Source organism: Legionella sheltonii (assembly GCF_026191355.1).
Lineage (GTDB): Bacteria > Pseudomonadota > Gammaproteobacteria > Legionellales > Legionellaceae > Legionella > Legionella sheltonii.
Genome location: NZ_JAPHOQ010000012.1, coordinates 56251 through 74383, shown reverse-complemented (window position 1 = coordinate 74383; position 18133 = coordinate 56251). Strand labels below are relative to the sequence as shown.

Sequence of the window (18133 nt, the reverse complement as noted above, 5' to 3'; positions counted from 1 at the left end):
CTAGCTTAAATAAGCGCAGCCTTAAAGTATTTGCTAATGCACTGCATTTTTAATAAGATTTATCATTTCGTTTTTCTATTATCAGGGTGTGCTATGCGACGAGTATCAAGTTTGGGGTTTATAGCAATAATATTGCTACTTTTTTCGTTCTCAACTTATTCAGATACCGCATTTACACAAAGAAAAGATGTGCAACTCTTTATCAAAAGCATGGTTAAGGAATATCACTTTAATGCTAAAGAGCTTACAGCAACTATGAATCAGGTAGTAATCCGGCCCGATATCATTGAATCCATGGAAAAGCCCTATGAAAAGAAGAATTGGGACGTGTATAGAGATTTGTTTCTCACCCCTGCGCGTCTAAAAGGCGGATTAGACTATTGGGCGGCGAATAAACAGGCATTAGACAAAGCCCAGAAAAAATACGGCGTTCCTCCAGAAATTATTATTGCAATTTTGGGAGTGGAAACCTTATATGGAGAGAAACAAGGAGAACATCGAGTTCTCGATGCCTTAGCCACACTGGCTTTTAATTATCCAAAACGCGCGCCTTATTTCACTAAAGAATTAAAAGAATACTTGCTTCTTTGTCGCGAACATGGAGTTCCTGCAACCCAATTCAAAGGCTCCTATGCTGGTGCTATTGGCCAACCGCAATTCATGCCCAGTAGTTATCGTAACTTTGCTGTTGATTTTAATAATACGGGAAAACGAGATATTGTAACGAATAACGCCGATTCGATTGGGAGTATTGCGAATTATTTCTACCATCATGGTTGGCGGCCCAATGATGGGGTTGCCCAACATGCCACAGTGGTAGGTACTCGTTATAAACGAATTCAAGTAAATCCTAAAAAAGCCAACTATTACTATTCACAATTGATTGCAAATGGGGTTAGACCGGTCACTGCAGCACATAATCATCCTTCCCGTGCCGCCTTGATTGAGTTGGTAACTGCTCAAGGCAATGAATATTGGATCGCTTATCCCAATTTCTTTGTGATAACCCGATACAACTCAAGTCCCCAGTATGCACTTGTCGTTTATCTTCTGTCACAACAATTAAAACAACAATGGACTGCCATGAATATAAAAAAACATAGGGCTTATGCTTAGGAATGGATACACTTTTTCTCTTTGCAAAACATCTTGATGAAGCAGGTTGTTTATGCCTCAAAATAAATGCAGACGGAGCATTAATTGCTCCCCCTGCTCAACGTAGCTTTGCCGAAATTAAGCCACTACAAACGGAATGTAACACTTTAGTTATTGAAACATGTGAGCAGGTCAGTCTCCTTAACCTTGAGTTTTCATGGCTTCCAGATAGAAAAGCAAGAACAGCAATCCCTTATGCTTTAGAAGAAAAACTAGCACAACCTGTAGATGAGCTTCATTTTGCCTTTGATAAAGCACGATATCAAAATAATCAGTACTTGATTACTGTGATTAGTAAACAACGAATTCGATATCTGATGCAATTCCTCAATGAACAAGGAATAGGATTTTCTGGGATCACTGTAGATTGGTTTGCCCTGGAACCAGATGAATTATGTGTTTGTGGAACCACTTTATTGATTAATACCGATGATTTTAAAGGGGCTCTTTCTGGAGAGCTAGCTCATATCTATCTAAAAAAGCATCCCCAGCATCAACCCTTACTTTTTGCAGACAGCGCAATTCAAAGTGATTCATCATTAGCTAAAAAACAGGAAACATCCTATACCTGGATTGCACAAAGAATACTCAGATCAAAGTTAATGAATCTCTGCCAAGGGGAAATGCAGCACGGAAATAAAGCAGATCTACTAAAAAAGGGATATCTGGTCGCCGGTGCTCTTTTTTGTGTTTGGCTAATCTCCCTACTTGTAACGAATGGGATCAAATTGCATTTACTCAATAAAGAAACCCAAAAAATTGATACACAAATTGCAGTGATTTATCATGAATTTTTTCCTGATGCAAAACAAGTTATTAGTCCTAAATTTCGCATCACACAGCTATTAAAAAGCAATAATACGGAAGAACAAAATCGCTTTTGGTTCTTACTCAATCAATTTTCGAAAGTCATGAAAAATGATCACAATACCCTGGAACAATTACGATATCAAAATAAGACTTTATCAGTGACCTTGGTCAGCACGGACTTCGCCAGTTTAGAAGAATTGGAAAATGAATTAAAAAAACTGCAACTTAAAGTAAAACAAACCCAAGCATCAACTCGTGAACAACAAGTTGTCGCAACTTTGGAGTTAATGTGAAAGCCTATTTAAGTACACTTAATGAACGAGAAAAATGGATGTTAATTGGAACAGCAGTGTGCCTTATTCTTTATGTGTATTATTTGTTTTTATACAGCCCATTGAGCCAACGAGTAGACCAAAAATCAAAACAACTCATTGAAAAATCAACTACCCTAGAGTGGATGAGAAAAATAAAACAGCAAAGTCATACAAAACAAACGAAAAAGCAAATAGTCGATAACAGCCAATTATTGACCACTTTGGCCACGCAACTAAAAAACGATTCCACCTTAAAGTTTCCTTATCAACTACAACAAACTGGCTCAGGAGATATACAAATTACTTTTGACTCAGTTGCTTTTAATTTATTTATTACCTGGTTGGAAAAAATAAATCAACGCTACGCAATTACTGTAAAACAGTTTGAAGCAGACCGCTCGAAAACGCCAGGCGTCACTCGTTTAATGATCCTGCTTAGTTCAGCTTCAAAAACTTAGCCTACTATAGTCGGGATGAAACGCTGAGGAAACTTCGTCAGCCCAAGTGCAACGAGGAATGAGGAAAAAGGTTTCCGGTTAAGAGTTATTCAAGTATCTCATAAAAATAAGGATATTCCATGTCAAATTCATCAGCTAAAATTGTTCGTTTTCACGAAACTGGAGGGCCCGAGGTATTAAGGCTTGAAGAGGTATCATTGCCAGAACCTGGGAAAGGTGAAGTTCGCTTGCGTGTTCATGCAATTGGTTTAAATCGAGCTGAAATTATGTTTCGTACGGGGCGCTATTTAGTACAACCCCATTTCCCATCAAAAATTGGCTATGAAGCCTCGGGTGTGGTTGAAGCCGTTGGACCGGATGTAGATAAAAAAATGATTGGCAAGACATACAGTACCGTTCCTTGTTTTGATCTAGGCAAGTATGGGGTATATGGCGAAGTGGCAATAGTCCCTGCTTATGCGCTTGCAGCTTATCCTGAGAAACTTTCCTATGCGGAAGGAACTTCCATTTGGATGCAATACATGACGGCTTATGGAGCTCTGATCCATTATGGAAAGCTCGCTAAAAATGATTTTGTTTTAATTACTGCAGCAAGCAGTAGTGTGGGAATCGCTGCCATCCAAATTGCACGAGCTCAGGGAGCCATTAGTATTGTTACCACACGAACCTCTAAGAAAAAAGCTGAATTGCTCTCTTTAGGTGCAGATCATGTCATTGTAACTCATGAAGAAAATCTTCCTGCCCGTGTAGATGAAATCACCAAAGGTAGAGGAGTAAAAATTGTCTTTGATCCAATCGCAGGAAAGGGCATTGAAATTTTAACAGAAGCACTCTCCCCAGGCGGAATCCTTTTTGTTTATGGTAACTTGTCTCTAGAGCAGATTACTCCATTCCCTCTTTTCATCGCGTTAAATAAGGGAATTTCCGTGCGGGGTTATACACTTTTTGAAATTAGTACTCAACCCGAAGCTCGCCAAAAAGCTGAAAAATATATTTTTGATCATATTCAAGATGGATCATTTCAGCCCCAAATTGCTCAGACTTTCTCTTTGGAGCATATAGTCGACGCACACAGATACATGGAGTCCAATGAACAAATAGGTAAAATTATAGTAACTGCCTAATCGCAGGAATCGATCTGTGTACCATTGAATGTTTACTCTCGAAGAATTAGGTTTGAGCACAAGAGGTGCTCAAACCAACCTTCCCCTGTTAGCGATTGAGTACTTACCTTCATTGTTGTTGCACACTGCCCCAATTAATCACTGAAGCACTACTTTTCAGTTCTTGAGGTAAAGAGTTTAAGGCTTTTTGTGCTTCTTCAGGAGTACTGAAGGTTCCATATACTCCTCTATATCGCGTTTTACCATCTCGCTCATATTTTACTTGAGCCATCCGATCTTTTTTAGGTGCTTTATACAAGACTTGTGCCACTTGAGATGCCTTGTCCCCTTCAGTCAATTCAATTGTATATCCTTTAGGATTTTGACTATTAACCCAAGTCTCATCTCTGTCTTTAAAAGAAACTGGAGAATGTAACTCTCCCACATGATATGAGTTAGGAACATTTACTTCCTGCTTTTGTTGATATCCATAATCATAGTTCGTCATATTGTAGCTATTTATATTATAAGGCCGTTGAGTAATATCTACATATGAATATGCTGGATATGAGATGTATTCATCTTTAGTACAGGAAGACATAGCTAAAGCACAAATTACTATGAGCGCTAAGTTTATTTTCTTATCCATAGTCATTCCCCTAATTTTTAGTTCTTATTATTTACTTCCTGATTACTATATCTACATAACTAGAAAAAACTTTAGGAATTTGTGTTGTTAAAGAACAAATTATGTCTTACAGTAATTATTTTTTTATTTAGATGGCAAAAACTTATGTGGACACATCGACGTTCTGGACAAACAAATCAACGAGGTAATCTGGATCATCGAGATCCTTATGAACGAGACCGTACACGTGTAATTCACTGTCCAGCCTTCAGACGATTGCAAAGAAAAACACAAATTTTAGGGACTGATGAAGGTGATTTCCACCGTACTCGCCTAACCCACTCTCTTGAAGTCGATTCAATTGGACGCAGTATTGTACATAATCTCTTAATGAACCAAGAGAAACATCTAGTTTTAGCTGGCTTATTACCTAATGACGATCTGATCTCAGTTATTTGTTTACTTCATGATATTGGACATCCACCATTTGGACACGGTGGTGAAGTGGCCCTTAATTATATGATGCGCAATTATGGAGGGTTTGAAGCAAATGGACAAACGCTGCGACTGCTCACTAAGGTTGAAAGCAGTTATGGAACGTATGGTCTTGATTTAACCCGCCGTGCATTATTGGGTATTTTAAAGTACCCAGTGAAACGTTCTACTGTCGTCGCCCCAAGACAACCTCCTGTTCATGAATCCATTCATAAAACCATCAAAATTAATGACTGGTTACCACCTAAAGCTTATTTTGATTGTGAACAGCCTGAGATTGATTGGTTATTATCCCCTTTTTCGGATAATGACAAAGAATTATTCCAATCTTTATCACAAAAACCACATGGTACGAAAACAGGGAAATCTGCCTACCATAGTTTTGATTGCTCCATAATGGATATAGCCGATGATATCGCTTATGGAGTTCATGATCTTGAAGACGCTATTCATTTGCGTCTTATCAATTCTTCTCATCTGGATACGCCGGAATTTAGACAGTTATTAAACAATACTCTATTAAGCAAACGTAAAAATGAGTTAATCGACTCACTTTTTTCTCAAGATCTTTATTTAAGAAAACAAACTATAGGGGAAATGGTTAATTATTTTATAACATCAACCCAAATCATAATAGTCAACGAACAATTTGATAATAATTTACTCAAATATAATTTGGCACTTACTCCCGAAGCAAACGCCCTTCTGAATTATTTAAAACAGTGTATCTACAACAATGTAATTGATTCCCAAGAAGCCCGTACTTTTGAATATGGAGGTCAAACGGTCGTACTTAGACTCTTTGATGCCATCAGTTCAAATCCTGGAAGTTTATTGGATAACAAAAATCGAGTTTTGTTTAAACAAGCTGAAGATGAAACAATTGCCTATCGAATTGTTTGTGATTATTTGGCCAATATGACGGATGAGTATGCTTACAGAATGCATGAACGCTTGTTTGGGTTTAATACAAGAACTATTTTCGAGCGACTTTAAGGGCTACTTTTACTTGACTTCTCTTGCTATCAAAGTATATAAAAGATCGTATACGGGTTAAGACTAAGCCTTTTTGCAAAGGCGTCATACATAGCCCGTATTAGCAAAAGTCTCATACGGGTTATAAACTGAATCCCGGATTACGACTTCGTCGAATCCGGGCTACACATCTTATAACTTAAAAGTATAGGTGTGCTCTTTAGCGATGAGCTTAGACACCGCTTCATTATCAGTAGTAATATGCGGCACGGTAACGCTTATACTGGGTTTATCAAAACATTCACCATGATTTATATTAATGCTTCCTGTATTTATTTTAGGCATGTTGACGCAGAAATCATTTTTCTTGCCAAAAAAGCCATCAAATTTTAATTTCATTTATATTACTCCAAAAATAATTGGAGGCAAATTGTATTTCAAATTGATTAAGGGAATATTAACTTGCAATCATTTTGTTCAAATCGAAGTATTACATGCGATGCGTTTCAGTCAAACCAGGAGTCCATTTATAAAGCGTTTAATGAGAAACATTCTCAGATTAATAAAACGAGACATTTAGGGAAGCATTTAAAGACTTAAAATGAAACTACAGAATTGAAAATCCATGAACTATTAAGTAAGCATGGCGTCCCCAAGGGGGTTCGAACCCCTGTTACCGCCGTGAAAGGGCAGTGTCCTAGGCCGCTAGACGATGGGGACCTGGATCTTTTTACAATTTAAAAACTTCAAACACCAATAATGGCGTCCCCAAGGGGGTTCGAACCCCTGTTACCGCCGTGAAAGGGCAGTGTCCTAGGCCGCTAGACGATGGGGACCTTGAACGTTTTTTCCATCAACATCAAAGATGTTGATGGTGGAGCTAGGCGGGATCGAACCGCCGACCTCTTGCATGCCATGCAAGCGCTCTCCCAGCTGAGCTATAACCCCTAAAATTAGGTTCGCAGTTTAATGAGCTCCCCATGATCTGTCAAGTATATTTTACATTTTTCATGAAGAAGTTTCTTTTTCAATCGATAAAAAGATGAAATAACGATTTAACAGACCAAGCACAAAAAAATGATACGGTGCGGTGGTAGCCCGTCATATCAACGGAATAAATAGTGAATCACCCCTAACACAGTACAGCTGTAGCAAATCAAAAGCAGTACTAAAGTACCTAAATGTATGTGAAATAATATTCCTGAAGTAATGCTATAGATTGTCACCAGTACTGGAATCCAGACTATGGCTAAACTGTACCATTTTTCGGAACGCGTTAAAGGACGGTACAAATGTAATTCTTTCATTTCTATCTCACTATTGTAAAACTCCAATTTATGCATCATTTTTTACACGATTAAATTGAGTCAGACGCCCTAACGGCCATTTAGAAAGAGACTTAAATCGTCCAGACTCTATAGCGGACATCATCCTCTTTACCCGCAATGATGCAAAATAAAAATTGGCTTTAGGGTAAATCTCAAGAAGAAAGAGTGTCTGGGGGCAATTAAAGCTGCGAGGTGAATGAGACCATTGACTGCTAGAAAAACACCGCAGGAGGTAAAAAAAATGCTCCAAAGTAAGATGAAGATACTCTACAACAATTGAGTCGAGTGCATGGCGTATTTCACTAATAAAACGCTCAATCAATGAGGGATTTTCTTTGGGTTTTAAATGGATTTCCATTCCATTACAATGAATATATTTCCTAACGAACACACTAGGAAAGAACATTTACACACCAAAAAGAACAAATCTTAACCGAATCAAGCTTAAGTATAGCATGTGTTTGTAAATAGTATAGTTGAACTGCATTCGGCTGTTGTTTAGATAAATTTTTGGGAGGATACTTCTTTTCAATGTTGCTACTTTTTAACAGGAATCGCCCAGCCGCTGAAATATTTATTTTCATATCGAGCTAAATTTATTCTTTATTTCTCATTGTAATACAATTTGTTATGAGCGAGTTAAAAATACATTCATTTCATTTTTGACACTTAATCTCCTGTTAAGAATAACGATGTATTATCTATTTTTTTGATTCTAGAAGGAGCTATTTTTGTGCGTCAATATTCAGAAAATAAAAACCTGCAATCTTTACTAGAAAATTTAATTACTTCATATGAAACAGAAGTTAATTATAATCCCTTAGAAATTGAGCTTGAAGCACAACAACTCACTGTAAAGGACGTCGATGCTTTAAAAACATTTGTTAGCGATGATCGCAAGCGTCTCTTTATTTTTAAAATTAAAGAAAATGAACCCGTATCAAAACAACTCGCCCTTCATGCACGTCGCGCAGTATTAAATAAAACAGCAGAAACGATTCTTAAAAATACATCCAACGTTCCAAAGATCAACCCTTTAAAATATGCATTGAATTCTAAGTCGCCTGCGGTTCGGCCACGCATCCAAATTCAAAAAAGCATTCTTTTACCTAAACCTCCTAGTTCACAAAAGGATGTTCACTTAGAACAGAGCGAACATGTAGTAAGCCCCGATTTGCAGCTAGTATCAATTGATCTCCTCGAGCTTCCCGAGTTGGTCAAACAACTTAGAGCCTTAGGCATCGAGAATCTACAAGAATCAGCTATTCCTATAATAAAAGAACATCACTATGCTTTTAGGGACGGTATTATCCCAAACAATCCTCCCAGGGGGTTTTATATAGACAAAAGCAAAAAAGCATTTTGTTATACTGATACCCCTAGAAAACTTCCTTCTCCTTTAGCACCGGTACTTAAAAAACAAGTCTCTTTAGTTTTGCCTTCACTTGATGAAGCAACGGTGCTTTTACCTCAGCTTTCTCAACAAACCATTTCAGTTCTTTTAGACACCCCATACTCACCCAATCAAAAGAATACCTTTTTAACATTGCTTCCTGCATATGAAAATGAAATCAAAGCATTACTTCAATTGCGACAGCATGATGAGTTCGTCATTCCGTTGCTTTGCAAACAATATGTACTGGGAGGAGAAGCACATTCCATTGTTTTAGTAAGACTAATCACTGCCTGTTTGAATAAAAAAATCAATCTTGAGTTTCTCGAAACTCCTGAGGTGCAAAATGCTCTTTTGAGCGCTCGAGGAATTAAAAATCTTCAAAAATTAGCTCAACTGCCTGCAGAACAAAAAGTATGGTGGAATACCCTGGTTGCTGCACATTTAAACTATGATAAAAATAGTTTTGATTTTAATGTCTTTTTTGAGGCCTATACACAAATATTCCTTCCTCGGATTGCAGAAAAAAATTTAACACTACCTAACCCCTGTCCCATCAAACATGATGGTCATATGCTCGTTACCTTAAATAGAGTGTTGGAGGTTATAGAGCTCGCTAAAAATCCACAGGAACAATGCCTTTCTTTGTCGAATCTCAATTGGAGCTCAACAGGCGTACATCATGCCATGCTGCAAAAAACAGATTCAGAGCAATTGAAACAAGTTGCTGCGTGCATGCAAATTGAGAATCCTGAGGATTGTGTTACAGATCCGGAACCTATTTATTTACAACTCAATAATGAACATCTCGAACTTAAGCCCTGGCTATTTCGATATATGGGACAGCATTGGAAAACAGAAATTAGATTATCTGATATCCAGGCCCAACTTTTAGAAATTGAAAAACTCGCCTCTTGGACCTCCGCTCAAAAAAATCAATTAACTTTTATTTTAACTTGTGCTTTTTCAAATAAAGACCCCCTAAATGTTGCACAATGGAGAGACACTTTAAGTCTTTCTATTCATGCATTACAAACATTGGAAGAAAATGATCGTAATGATTTATTGCAGGCATTTTCTCGAGCTTTTAAATTTAAGCCTAACTTGTCATTCGCTCAAATCAATACCTTAATGAGCCAATGTATTGAATTCAAAACTGCATTCCCTGATAAAAAAATCAAAGATGATTTCATTACCCCACTGGTTTCATGCTTGGAAAATGAAGGGATGGAACTATTTAATACATTGCAAGATCGTATTCAAAAAACAGATCCAGCGCCTGAAACCAACCAATTTTCTCTATCAGCTACTGCATCGTTTACAGCAATGCTGCAAAAAAAACGTCAGGCCTTATCGCCAGAACTCATTAAATTATTGGCAAAGCTCAATGAACCCAATTTTGCTGATGAACAAATTGATCGTTTATTATTAGCAATAAAGGCGATACAGAATACAAAAGGTCCAGAATTTCATAGAGTGGTACTCAGTACATTAAGTCAAATCAATATCTCAAAGTCACAAGAATTACCTAAAATCGAAAAGATTCAGTCTCTTCTGGAAACATTTGTCAATTCAGAAGAAATGGTCATCCCTGCTGAATGTAACACTCCAGAAAAACAAGAAGAATGGTTAAAAGCACTCATCGTTGATAAAAATCTTTTACAAGGTTGTGTGCTTGGTAATGGAGATATATCTAAACTCGATGATTTAATTGTTGATGCTTTAGCTGATGCAATTAAAAAGCGAAGTGCCGTATTTAAAGTGGAAAAGTTGAAGAGCGAGCTACAAAAGAATTTGCAAAGCCGCATGGTGCCTCAACAATTACGCGATAAATTAGATACAACACTGATGCCACTTTTTGATACGGTAAATGATTTGTTTACTGAATTACAAAAACCGAATCCTCAATTCTCAGAGGCTCTTGAAAAATTTAAAACATTTGAAGAAGAAAAACCTAAGTTGCTTCAGGAAACATATGGTCTTAGCATTTTGGGTATCGAGGTAAAAACTCAAGGCGAATATATTTTAAGTTTCCTGCTCACTGGGGAAAGAAAAGAGACTGATAAGATTACTGGGTCCGGTTTTGCTGCTGTTTTAGGGCCAGTTCATCACTTACTTGTGTCTCAAATGAAAGCCTTCTTTGAAAATCCCAAGCATAAGCAGAGCGTAAAAGACTTGGATTTGGACACTTGTCTTGGTTGGATGGCAAAGTTTAATGAGACACTCTCTTTAACTTTCTTTTTCAAAGAAGAATTGATCCAGAAAAAAGTATTGCCTGCTTTGAAAAAGACATTACATCAGCTCAATACCCAAGATCCGGATTTTGAACGAAGTATCCTTGATGAAGCAGCTTTAATCGATGAAAATGCTCCCTCACACATAGCGCTACAAAATTATAAAAATAAAATTGAGTCAATTGCCAATTATCTCAACTTGCTTATTGATATAAACTCTCGACATCCACAACAATTCAATAAGATTTACAAGCAACTGAGCACTGGAGCTCTAAAACGCTTAAATTATGCACAAAAACATATTTTAGCAGGTAAATTAATCGAAGACAGCTCAGAAAAACTGGACCTTTATCTAAAGCTCACAACTCAAGCTTTAGAGGATAATTCTGCTGCAGATGATACCGCGATTGAACGAGCCATCAATGGCTTGGTGGAACTGTTTAAGATTGCTGATCTTGAGCCAGAAGCACAAACCATGTTCTTCAAAATGAGTCTGGCCCACAATTTGAGAAATGCGAGCCCGTTCCCTCTTGCTGCATTAAACGAATTCAAGAAGTCCAATCTCCCTGAAGAAATCAAATCATCTATTATCAAGAAAATTATTCAATTTTTAGTGGGATTATCAGGTACGAATTCCGAGCTGATTCATAGCCTAATCGAACAGACCCAATTATTCTTAACCAACAATCAAGACCAAGCCGAGCTATGCATTGCGTTACTCAATAGAGTATCCCACAAGAAACCCGATCAAGATTTAACCACCTATCCTCTTATTCTCCAACAACTAGCCCAAATTGATCCAGAGAAGCGAGTGAAAATTGCCACCATTTTGTCTGGTTTAGCAAACAATAAAAAAGACGCCACAGTGAATCTTCCCGCCTTGTTAGAGCTCACTCAAGGTTTGGGAAGGCGTCCTTCTTTGGAGGTTGATCGAGTTCTTAAATTATTTGCAACAAAGCCCTACCCTAATACTCAAAGTCTCAACTTAGCCCTGGCTGCTCATGACTCTGAAAAAATTCGTGCTTATTGTTTGAGCTTCGACACAAATCCTTTTGCTAAAGCGGGTGTACAAAGAGATTTGGCGAAACAATTTGCAACGGATCGAATAAAAGATGCGCTACTCAGTTTACAAGACTTGCTTCATGAAACCGAGTTCCCTCATGCATTACAAATGCAACTTGCAAGACAATTAACTTATATTGAAACATTAGGATATACCGACCCCTTAAATCCCAATAATTTCACTGGGCTAAAAAAATTAACCGCCTGTTCACGCCATGATTTAAAAGAACGAGCCTGCACTCTACTTCAACAATTACGCTCAAAAGCAATTAATCAAGAGCAAGTTGAAGAAACCTACCTTGAACTCTTAGCTTATTTAAGAGAAATCTACTTTCGAACGACAGGTTTATTCCCAAATACCACACAGATGCTTGTATTGTTACTTGCCCTAAAGGATCCCACCTCCAATTTATTAATGCGTATCAAAACTGGGGAAGGAAAAAGCATCAATACACCAATGCTCTCTGTGCTTCAGTGGGCACAAGGTGGTACTGTGGTGCAATGGACTGCTAATCCAACTCTTCTGATTCGGGATTATGAGAACAACTGTGAGCCATTTTTCAATTTTTTGGGAATTGGCTCAGCACTCATTCAAAGTAATACACCAACGAAAAATTTTATCCATGATGGAATTAACTGCTCCACAGTTGAGGATATGGCTAGTTTTCATTTAGCTGCAAAAATAGATGGAAAAGAAAAATTACTGAAACCGAAGGGACCTGTACATATTGTTTTAGACGAATGTGACGATGCACTTTTAGATCAGCTAACACTTTATAAACTCGTTGCTGAAGCCGAGGCAGCGCACGGTGACAACCCAGCCCAATGGATATACCCCCTTGCCTATCAATTTGTAAAACTCCCAGCGTTCCGCAAAACGAATCCTGCCTGGGACGAAGATGAAGATCTCGATCAATTTCGTATATTTCTCAGCAAACAAATCAACGAACAATTTAATGGCGATGTCGATAAACAAAATTATTTGATGGGATCAAGTAATACTCAACTCAAACAATGGATCCATGCCAGTTGCATCGCTGCAACTTTAGTGGAAAACAAACATTTCATAATGCAACCTGTCAAAGAAAAGGATGAGTCAGGCCATGAGACTATAAAAAAAATTGCCTGTGTTCCTTTAATACGCAGTACACCTAAGCTTGGTTCAATTTTCACCGAGGAAGTTCAACAAGCGTTACAGGCTCGACTTAAAGCCGAACGCAAAGATCAATCCCAGTATATTTTTATTGATCCAGTTTCCTCTGTGCTGGCGAGTCAATCAGCGCAAGGTTTAATTAAATTCTTCCAGAAGACCTTAGGGCGATTACTGGGAATTTCAGCAACTCCGGGAGATAAACGTGAGCTTGAAAGCTTAGCGACATCGCTGGGAATACAGGCAGTCAGCGTAGCACCGCATGCTGGAGACAAGCGTATCAACCACGATCCGATTTTTACCTTAGATCGGGAAGGAACAATCAAAGCCATACATGAGACCCTCAATAAAATAAAGTGTCCTGTTACAGAAGTAAGCGTGAAGATTAAGAATCCTAATGAACAGATTCAAACCTATGAGCAAAAGGAACAAATTTTTGAAGAAAGAAGAGAAGCTATTGAAGAATGGAGTCACACTCAAACTCAACCCATTCTTATTGTGAGTGAAGATTTTGATGAAGCTCAAGCAATTGGTAACAGTTTAAAAGAATACGAAAAGCAAGGATTCATAATCCAAGTGATTACCGGTAAGGAATCTCCGGAACAACTAGAGAAACTCATAGAACAGGCAGGTAAAGTGAATACCATTACTGTAGGGACAGCAATGCTTGCAAAAGGAATAGATATCAATCCTGGGAATCACCCTAAAGGTTTATTTGTCATTCAAACTTATCCTGATACCGAAAGAATGACCACCCAAATCGGTGGTCGCGCTGCACGTAATGGTAAACCAGGTGAATGGTTGCCAATTTATCAAGTAAAGCCGCCTCAGAATTTACTCGATCAGTTTCTTTATTATGTGTTCCCCTGGACTCGTCAACATATAAACGAACAATCGGTTGAAGCAGTAAGAAATAAAATCAAATTACAAGCAACTGTAGATAGGATATATACCCAGGCAATAGATGAAGCGCAACAGATACTGATGCAACAAATTGAAGCTTGGGAAAGCTTACTTCATGAACTTTACCCAGATAACCTTCAAATAAAATTTGAGCTCTACCAATGGCGCGAAACGCTTTTGAGTGAATTGACTCGTTCTCAAGATACCAATGTAACCGAAAATTCCCTGACTGAAAGTATTGAACAATTTAAAAAGTCAGCATGCAGACTTTGGGGAACGGCTCTAGAAGAAAAATGGGCAGCTAAAGCCGAGAAGGCGCCTCATATGAGTTATGAGCAAAACCTAAGACTTAAGTTTTTAAAACAGTTAGATTTCTCTCAGGAATTAAATATTCAAACAAAGCTGCAACAAAAAGGAAAACCGTTTTCGGCTGGTGCCAAAGCTTTAATGAACCAAAATCTCGAAACGGTTATTGCGGATAAAGCAGGAGCCGTGCTCGAATATACCCAGCCTTCAGAGCAAACCAAAAAAAGTTTAGAGTTAGCGCAAGGTAAACAAGTTTTACCTTTTTTGGTTGGAGCATTTTGTACTGTTTGTCCAGAGGCTATAAAAACACTTTTCCCTAAAAATACATCACAAAATGGCTCATTTGTACCTGAAATTATTCGAAAAGCAATAAATAAGCTCATCGAACAAAAAAACAGAGTATGGCGCAGTGAGGAAAAACAAGAGATTACTGAAAGCATCATCCAATTTTATCAAAAAAAATTAATGGAGGCAGATGATGAGACCGTTAAATTATTATCCAAAGTTAAACTTTTAATCTTAGGCCACTGCAGTCAATTAAACAATTTTTCACTTGTTGAACAGTTTAAAGTACAGGGTCTGGTACTTTCCTTTTCTACTCTTTATCGAAACTTAGGCTTGCCAGAAGATGAGAGTTTAAACACATTGAAGAAGACCTACGACGAAGAAATAATGAAAAAGCTGGCAAAATACCTAATCGATGAGTTTGATTGGGTACAACAAAAGCCAGAACCCTTCCATGCTTACTTCGAACGAACTGTAGCCAAAAATGCTGCCCTAGAAATTTATGCTCTGGCTAAGGAGTTAGATAATTTTCCTCAGGATAAAGATAAAATACAGGAGCTCTATTCAGCACTTGAACGTCACAAAGCCGTTTTAAAAGATAAGTATCTGTTTTCAATAAGTCACTCATCGCCTCGAAATGTGATTAACGATGCGCTTGATGCAATTGATTCATTAAATAGCATCCCACACTGCGATTTGGATTTTAGAAAAAACTGCCATGATAAAATCGTTGCAGAGCATCAAATTAATGCCTTTCGGAACTATTTGGGCAATACATCCCCTTATTTCTTTAAGACTGTCGACCCTACTTGGATGCATTTGAAAGAAACACTCCTCAAAATGAGTCGTCAGAGTAAAGATAATCCCAGTCATGTGGTGCATGAGTTATATGAAGCGATTGAGCGTTTTAGTTCTTATAAAGCCTATCAGCCCTATTTAAAGCAACTTAATGCATTGAAAAAACAACTGGCATACTCAATCGTAGAGTTGGGTAAAACGGATGGACTAAATCAAGATGTACAAGAAAGTTTATTTGCACAAAAACAAGAACGGTTTGCCAACTTATTGAAGGTAAATCCAGAGCATGTTCGTATTCAAAGTGGCACTGATGGTATCCAATCCTATATAGAATTACAAATTGAAGATGAGCGATTGCAACAAGGATTTACTGGATATGAATCCTCTTTCCTTGAGCGAGTTGAAGCGGAACGAAATGAACTACGAAGAGTTAAAACAGTTTTTGAAGAGAGTAAAAATAATCTTCTTAATTTATCTGATGCAAAAGCGATTGAAACTCTTCCTGCACGAAAGCGTCTCGAATTTGAAAGATTATTCAAACTAAAAGAACTTTTAAATCTTGATTGGAATCATCTCAACATCGAACGCAATGATTTCCCTGCATTAATTCGTCAAAAACTGGAACATGTCGATGAATTGAAACATTTAAATTGGAAAGTAAGCCCTGTGAATCTGAATCAACTCAGGGGGCTTTTGGGTAAAGAACCTGATGATGGTTTTACTGCCCTTCTTGATGAACAATCTAAGCTCAAAAGTGATCTTGAGGGAATTCGAAGTAAGATCAGGGATATTCAAGAAAAAATCCGTATACAGGAAAAAGAAAAATCAGATACGCAACACCTGATTAAAACAGCTCAAGACCGTATGCAAGAGTCTAATTGCCCCTCATGGGAATGGTATATGTTAAAGACTAAAAACCATTTTCTAGAAAAAAACGTCCAATCCTTTGAAAAGCATTTGGGAACGCTCAGTATGACCTTAAGTGAATTTCAAGGCGAAGAAACCGAATGTATGGATGCAATAAGCGATAATGATGATTTATTGGATAGAAAAAGAATCGGGTTTATATCAGGACTCTTTGAGCAGATTAAACACCATCTGGCAGATCATCTTGTTGAAGAAGCGAAACAACATGTTGCAATGATAGATAAAGAACTTCAAGAAGCAGAGCCAGCTGTCAATAAAATTGCAGATGAAGAAATCAAAAAAACACGTTATCAGACGCGTCGATTCTTCAAAACAAGTGAATTATTACGCTATGAAGCGCTTTTAACTCATGAAGAAGAAATGATATGTGGAAAAGAAGGGCCCATTGGAGAATTCGAATTAGAGAATTTTAAAAATGCTCGGTAGTGTTTAAATAACTGTGTCATCTCTTTTAATTTGTTTATAATTTAACACTTAAAAGAGGTAGATATGAATAAAAAGAAAATAGATTTATCGAATTTTGATTTCAATGAGTTCAAATTAGAGGCTTTGACCCAGTTAAAGTCTGGCCAATCTCTCACTGGAAAAGACGGCATACTGACCCCCTTAATAAAAGAGCTATTAGAGGCGGCATTAGAAGGTGAAATGGATTCTCATATGACTGATTGTCATGAGACAGGTATTTCAAACCGTCGCAACGGCAAAACGACTAAAACAATTAAATCAACAACTGGAGTTTTTGATTTAGAAACACCTCGAGATAGGGATGGCAGCTTTGAACCCGAGCTTGTAAAAAAACGTCAAACGGTACTCAACGAGTCACTGGATAATAAAGTCCTAGCCCTCTATGCGATAGGCATGAGTTACGAGGCGATAAGCGAGCATTTATCTGAGATGTATGGACTAGAAGTCTCGAGTGCTAAAATCAGCCTGATTACTGACAAACTATTACCCCTGATTACCGAGTGGCGTAATCGCTCCCTAGAATCTGTATACCCAATCGTTTTTCTTGATGCCATGCACTTTAAAGTACGTGTTGAAGGTAAGGTCATAAGTAGAGCATTTTACACCGTCCTTGCTGTAAATTCAGAAGGTAAAAAAGATATTCTAGGGCTCTATTTATCTGAGGCAGAGGGAGCTCGTTTTTGGCTTAGTGTATTAAATGACCTTAAAGCTCGTGGTGTAGAGGATATCCTTATAGCAAGCATCGATGGACTTAAGGGATTTCCTGATGCCATTGCTGAAGTTTTTCCTAACACCGAGATCCAGCTTTGTGTCGTTCATCAAATTCGCAACTCATTAAAGTATGTGGTTAGTAAGGACCAGAAAGCCTTTATGGCCGATTTAAAGCTGGTTTATAAGGCTTCAAGCAAAGATATGGCTTTGCATCATCTACTTGAGTTGGAAGAGAAATGGGGCAAAAAATACCCGGCGGTGATGAAATCCTGGAATAACAACTGGGAAGCTCTATCACAATACTTCAAATACCCAGAAGAGCTAAGACGCATCATTTACACTACCAATATTGTTGAAGGCTTTCATCGGCAAATTCGCAAGTACACTAAAAATAAAGGCGCTTTCACCAGTGAAAACGCCCTTATTAAGCTTATTTATTGTGCTTGCCAGAAAGTACTGGAAAAATGGAATCAGCCCATGCACAATTGGGCGCTTATCGTGTCCCAGTTACAAATCTATTTCGAAGACAGACTAACCCTGGGACTTAGATAATGACTGAGGTGACACAGTTGGATGAACACTCTCAAATGCTCCAGTATCAGCCTTCTAATTCGCTTTGTAGCTCGGATTGAT

At 37.9% G+C, this 18133-nt stretch carries 11 protein-coding genes and 3 tRNA genes; 7 read left to right on the top strand and 7 right to left on the bottom strand.

Features of this window, described 5'->3' with window-relative positions; all coding sequences use genetic code 11:
- Positions 1 to 93 precede the first annotated feature (93 nt).
- The 4 genes from mltB (at position 94) to OQJ26_RS14205 (ending at position 3861) form a co-directional block, all read left to right on the top strand.
- Positions 94 to 1116, top strand: a complete 1023-nt coding sequence (gene mltB, locus OQJ26_RS14220) for a lytic murein transglycosylase B (protein ID WP_028380255.1) — start codon at positions 94 to 96, stop codon at positions 1114 to 1116.
- A 2-nt stretch (positions 1117 to 1118) separates the two neighbouring features.
- Entirely contained in the window at positions 1119 to 2258 is a 1140-nt protein-coding gene (gspL, locus tag OQJ26_RS14215) for a type II secretion system protein GspL (RefSeq protein WP_265704400.1), read from the top strand.
- Positions 2255 to 2737, top strand: a complete 483-nt coding sequence (lspM, locus tag OQJ26_RS14210) for a GspM family type II secretion system protein LspM (protein ID WP_265704399.1) — start codon at positions 2255 to 2257, stop codon at positions 2735 to 2737. Before gspL ends, lspM begins: the two co-directional genes overlap by 4 nt.
- A 119-nt stretch (positions 2738 to 2856) precedes the next feature.
- Entirely contained in the window at positions 2857 to 3861 is a 1005-nt protein-coding gene (locus OQJ26_RS14205) for a zinc-dependent alcohol dehydrogenase family protein (RefSeq protein ID WP_265704398.1), read from the top strand.
- Positions 3862 to 3970: 109 nt separating this feature from the next.
- Here OQJ26_RS14205 and OQJ26_RS14200 read toward each other — a convergent pair whose 3' ends face one another.
- Positions 3971 to 4489: an SPOR domain-containing protein gene (locus OQJ26_RS14200; protein ID WP_265704397.1), complete on the bottom strand. Its 519-nt coding sequence runs from the start codon at positions 4487 to 4489 to the stop codon at positions 3971 to 3973.
- A 144-nt stretch (positions 4490 to 4633) separates the two neighbouring features.
- On the opposite strand from OQJ26_RS14200, the gene OQJ26_RS14195 reads away from it, so the two are divergent.
- Positions 4634 to 5959: an anti-phage deoxyguanosine triphosphatase gene (locus tag OQJ26_RS14195; RefSeq protein WP_322783972.1), complete on the top strand. Its 1326-nt coding sequence runs from the start codon at positions 4634 to 4636 to the stop codon at positions 5957 to 5959.
- 171 nt (positions 5960 to 6130) lie between these two features.
- Here the strand turns inward: OQJ26_RS14195 and OQJ26_RS14190 are convergent, their stop codons facing one another.
- The 6 genes from OQJ26_RS14190 to OQJ26_RS14165 all read right to left on the bottom strand — a co-directional run bounded on the left by OQJ26_RS14190 (position 6131) and on the right by OQJ26_RS14165 (position 7624).
- Positions 6131 to 6337, bottom strand: coding sequence for a hypothetical protein (locus OQJ26_RS14190; protein WP_265704395.1), 207 nt, complete (start codon positions 6335 to 6337; stop codon positions 6131 to 6133).
- Between the two features lie 245 nt (positions 6338 to 6582).
- Positions 6583 to 6658, bottom strand: a tRNA-Glu gene (locus OQJ26_RS14185).
- Between the two features lie 40 nt (positions 6659 to 6698).
- Positions 6699 to 6774 (bottom strand) — tRNA-Glu (locus OQJ26_RS14180).
- 36 nt (positions 6775 to 6810) lie between these two features.
- Positions 6811 to 6886, bottom strand: a tRNA-Ala gene (locus OQJ26_RS14175).
- A 158-nt stretch (positions 6887 to 7044) separates the two neighbouring features.
- On the bottom strand, positions 7045 to 7245 hold the full coding sequence (locus tag OQJ26_RS14170; protein WP_265704394.1) for a hypothetical protein: 201 nt from the start codon (positions 7243 to 7245) through the stop codon (positions 7045 to 7047).
- Between the two features lie 28 nt (positions 7246 to 7273).
- Positions 7274 to 7624, bottom strand: a complete 351-nt coding sequence (locus tag OQJ26_RS14165) for a hypothetical protein (RefSeq protein WP_265704393.1) — start codon at positions 7622 to 7624, stop codon at positions 7274 to 7276.
- A 375-nt stretch (positions 7625 to 7999) separates the two neighbouring features.
- On the opposite strand from OQJ26_RS14165, the gene OQJ26_RS14160 reads away from it, so the two are divergent.
- Together OQJ26_RS14160 and OQJ26_RS14155 are read left to right on the top strand one after the other, a co-directional pair.
- Positions 8000 to 16750, top strand: coding sequence for a hypothetical protein (locus OQJ26_RS14160; protein ID WP_265704392.1), 8751 nt, complete (start codon positions 8000 to 8002; stop codon positions 16748 to 16750).
- Between the two features lie 63 nt (positions 16751 to 16813).
- On the top strand, positions 16814 to 18052 hold the full coding sequence (locus OQJ26_RS14155; RefSeq protein WP_265701939.1) for an IS256 family transposase: 1239 nt from the start codon (positions 16814 to 16816) through the stop codon (positions 18050 to 18052).
- Positions 18053 to 18133 lie beyond the last annotated feature (81 nt).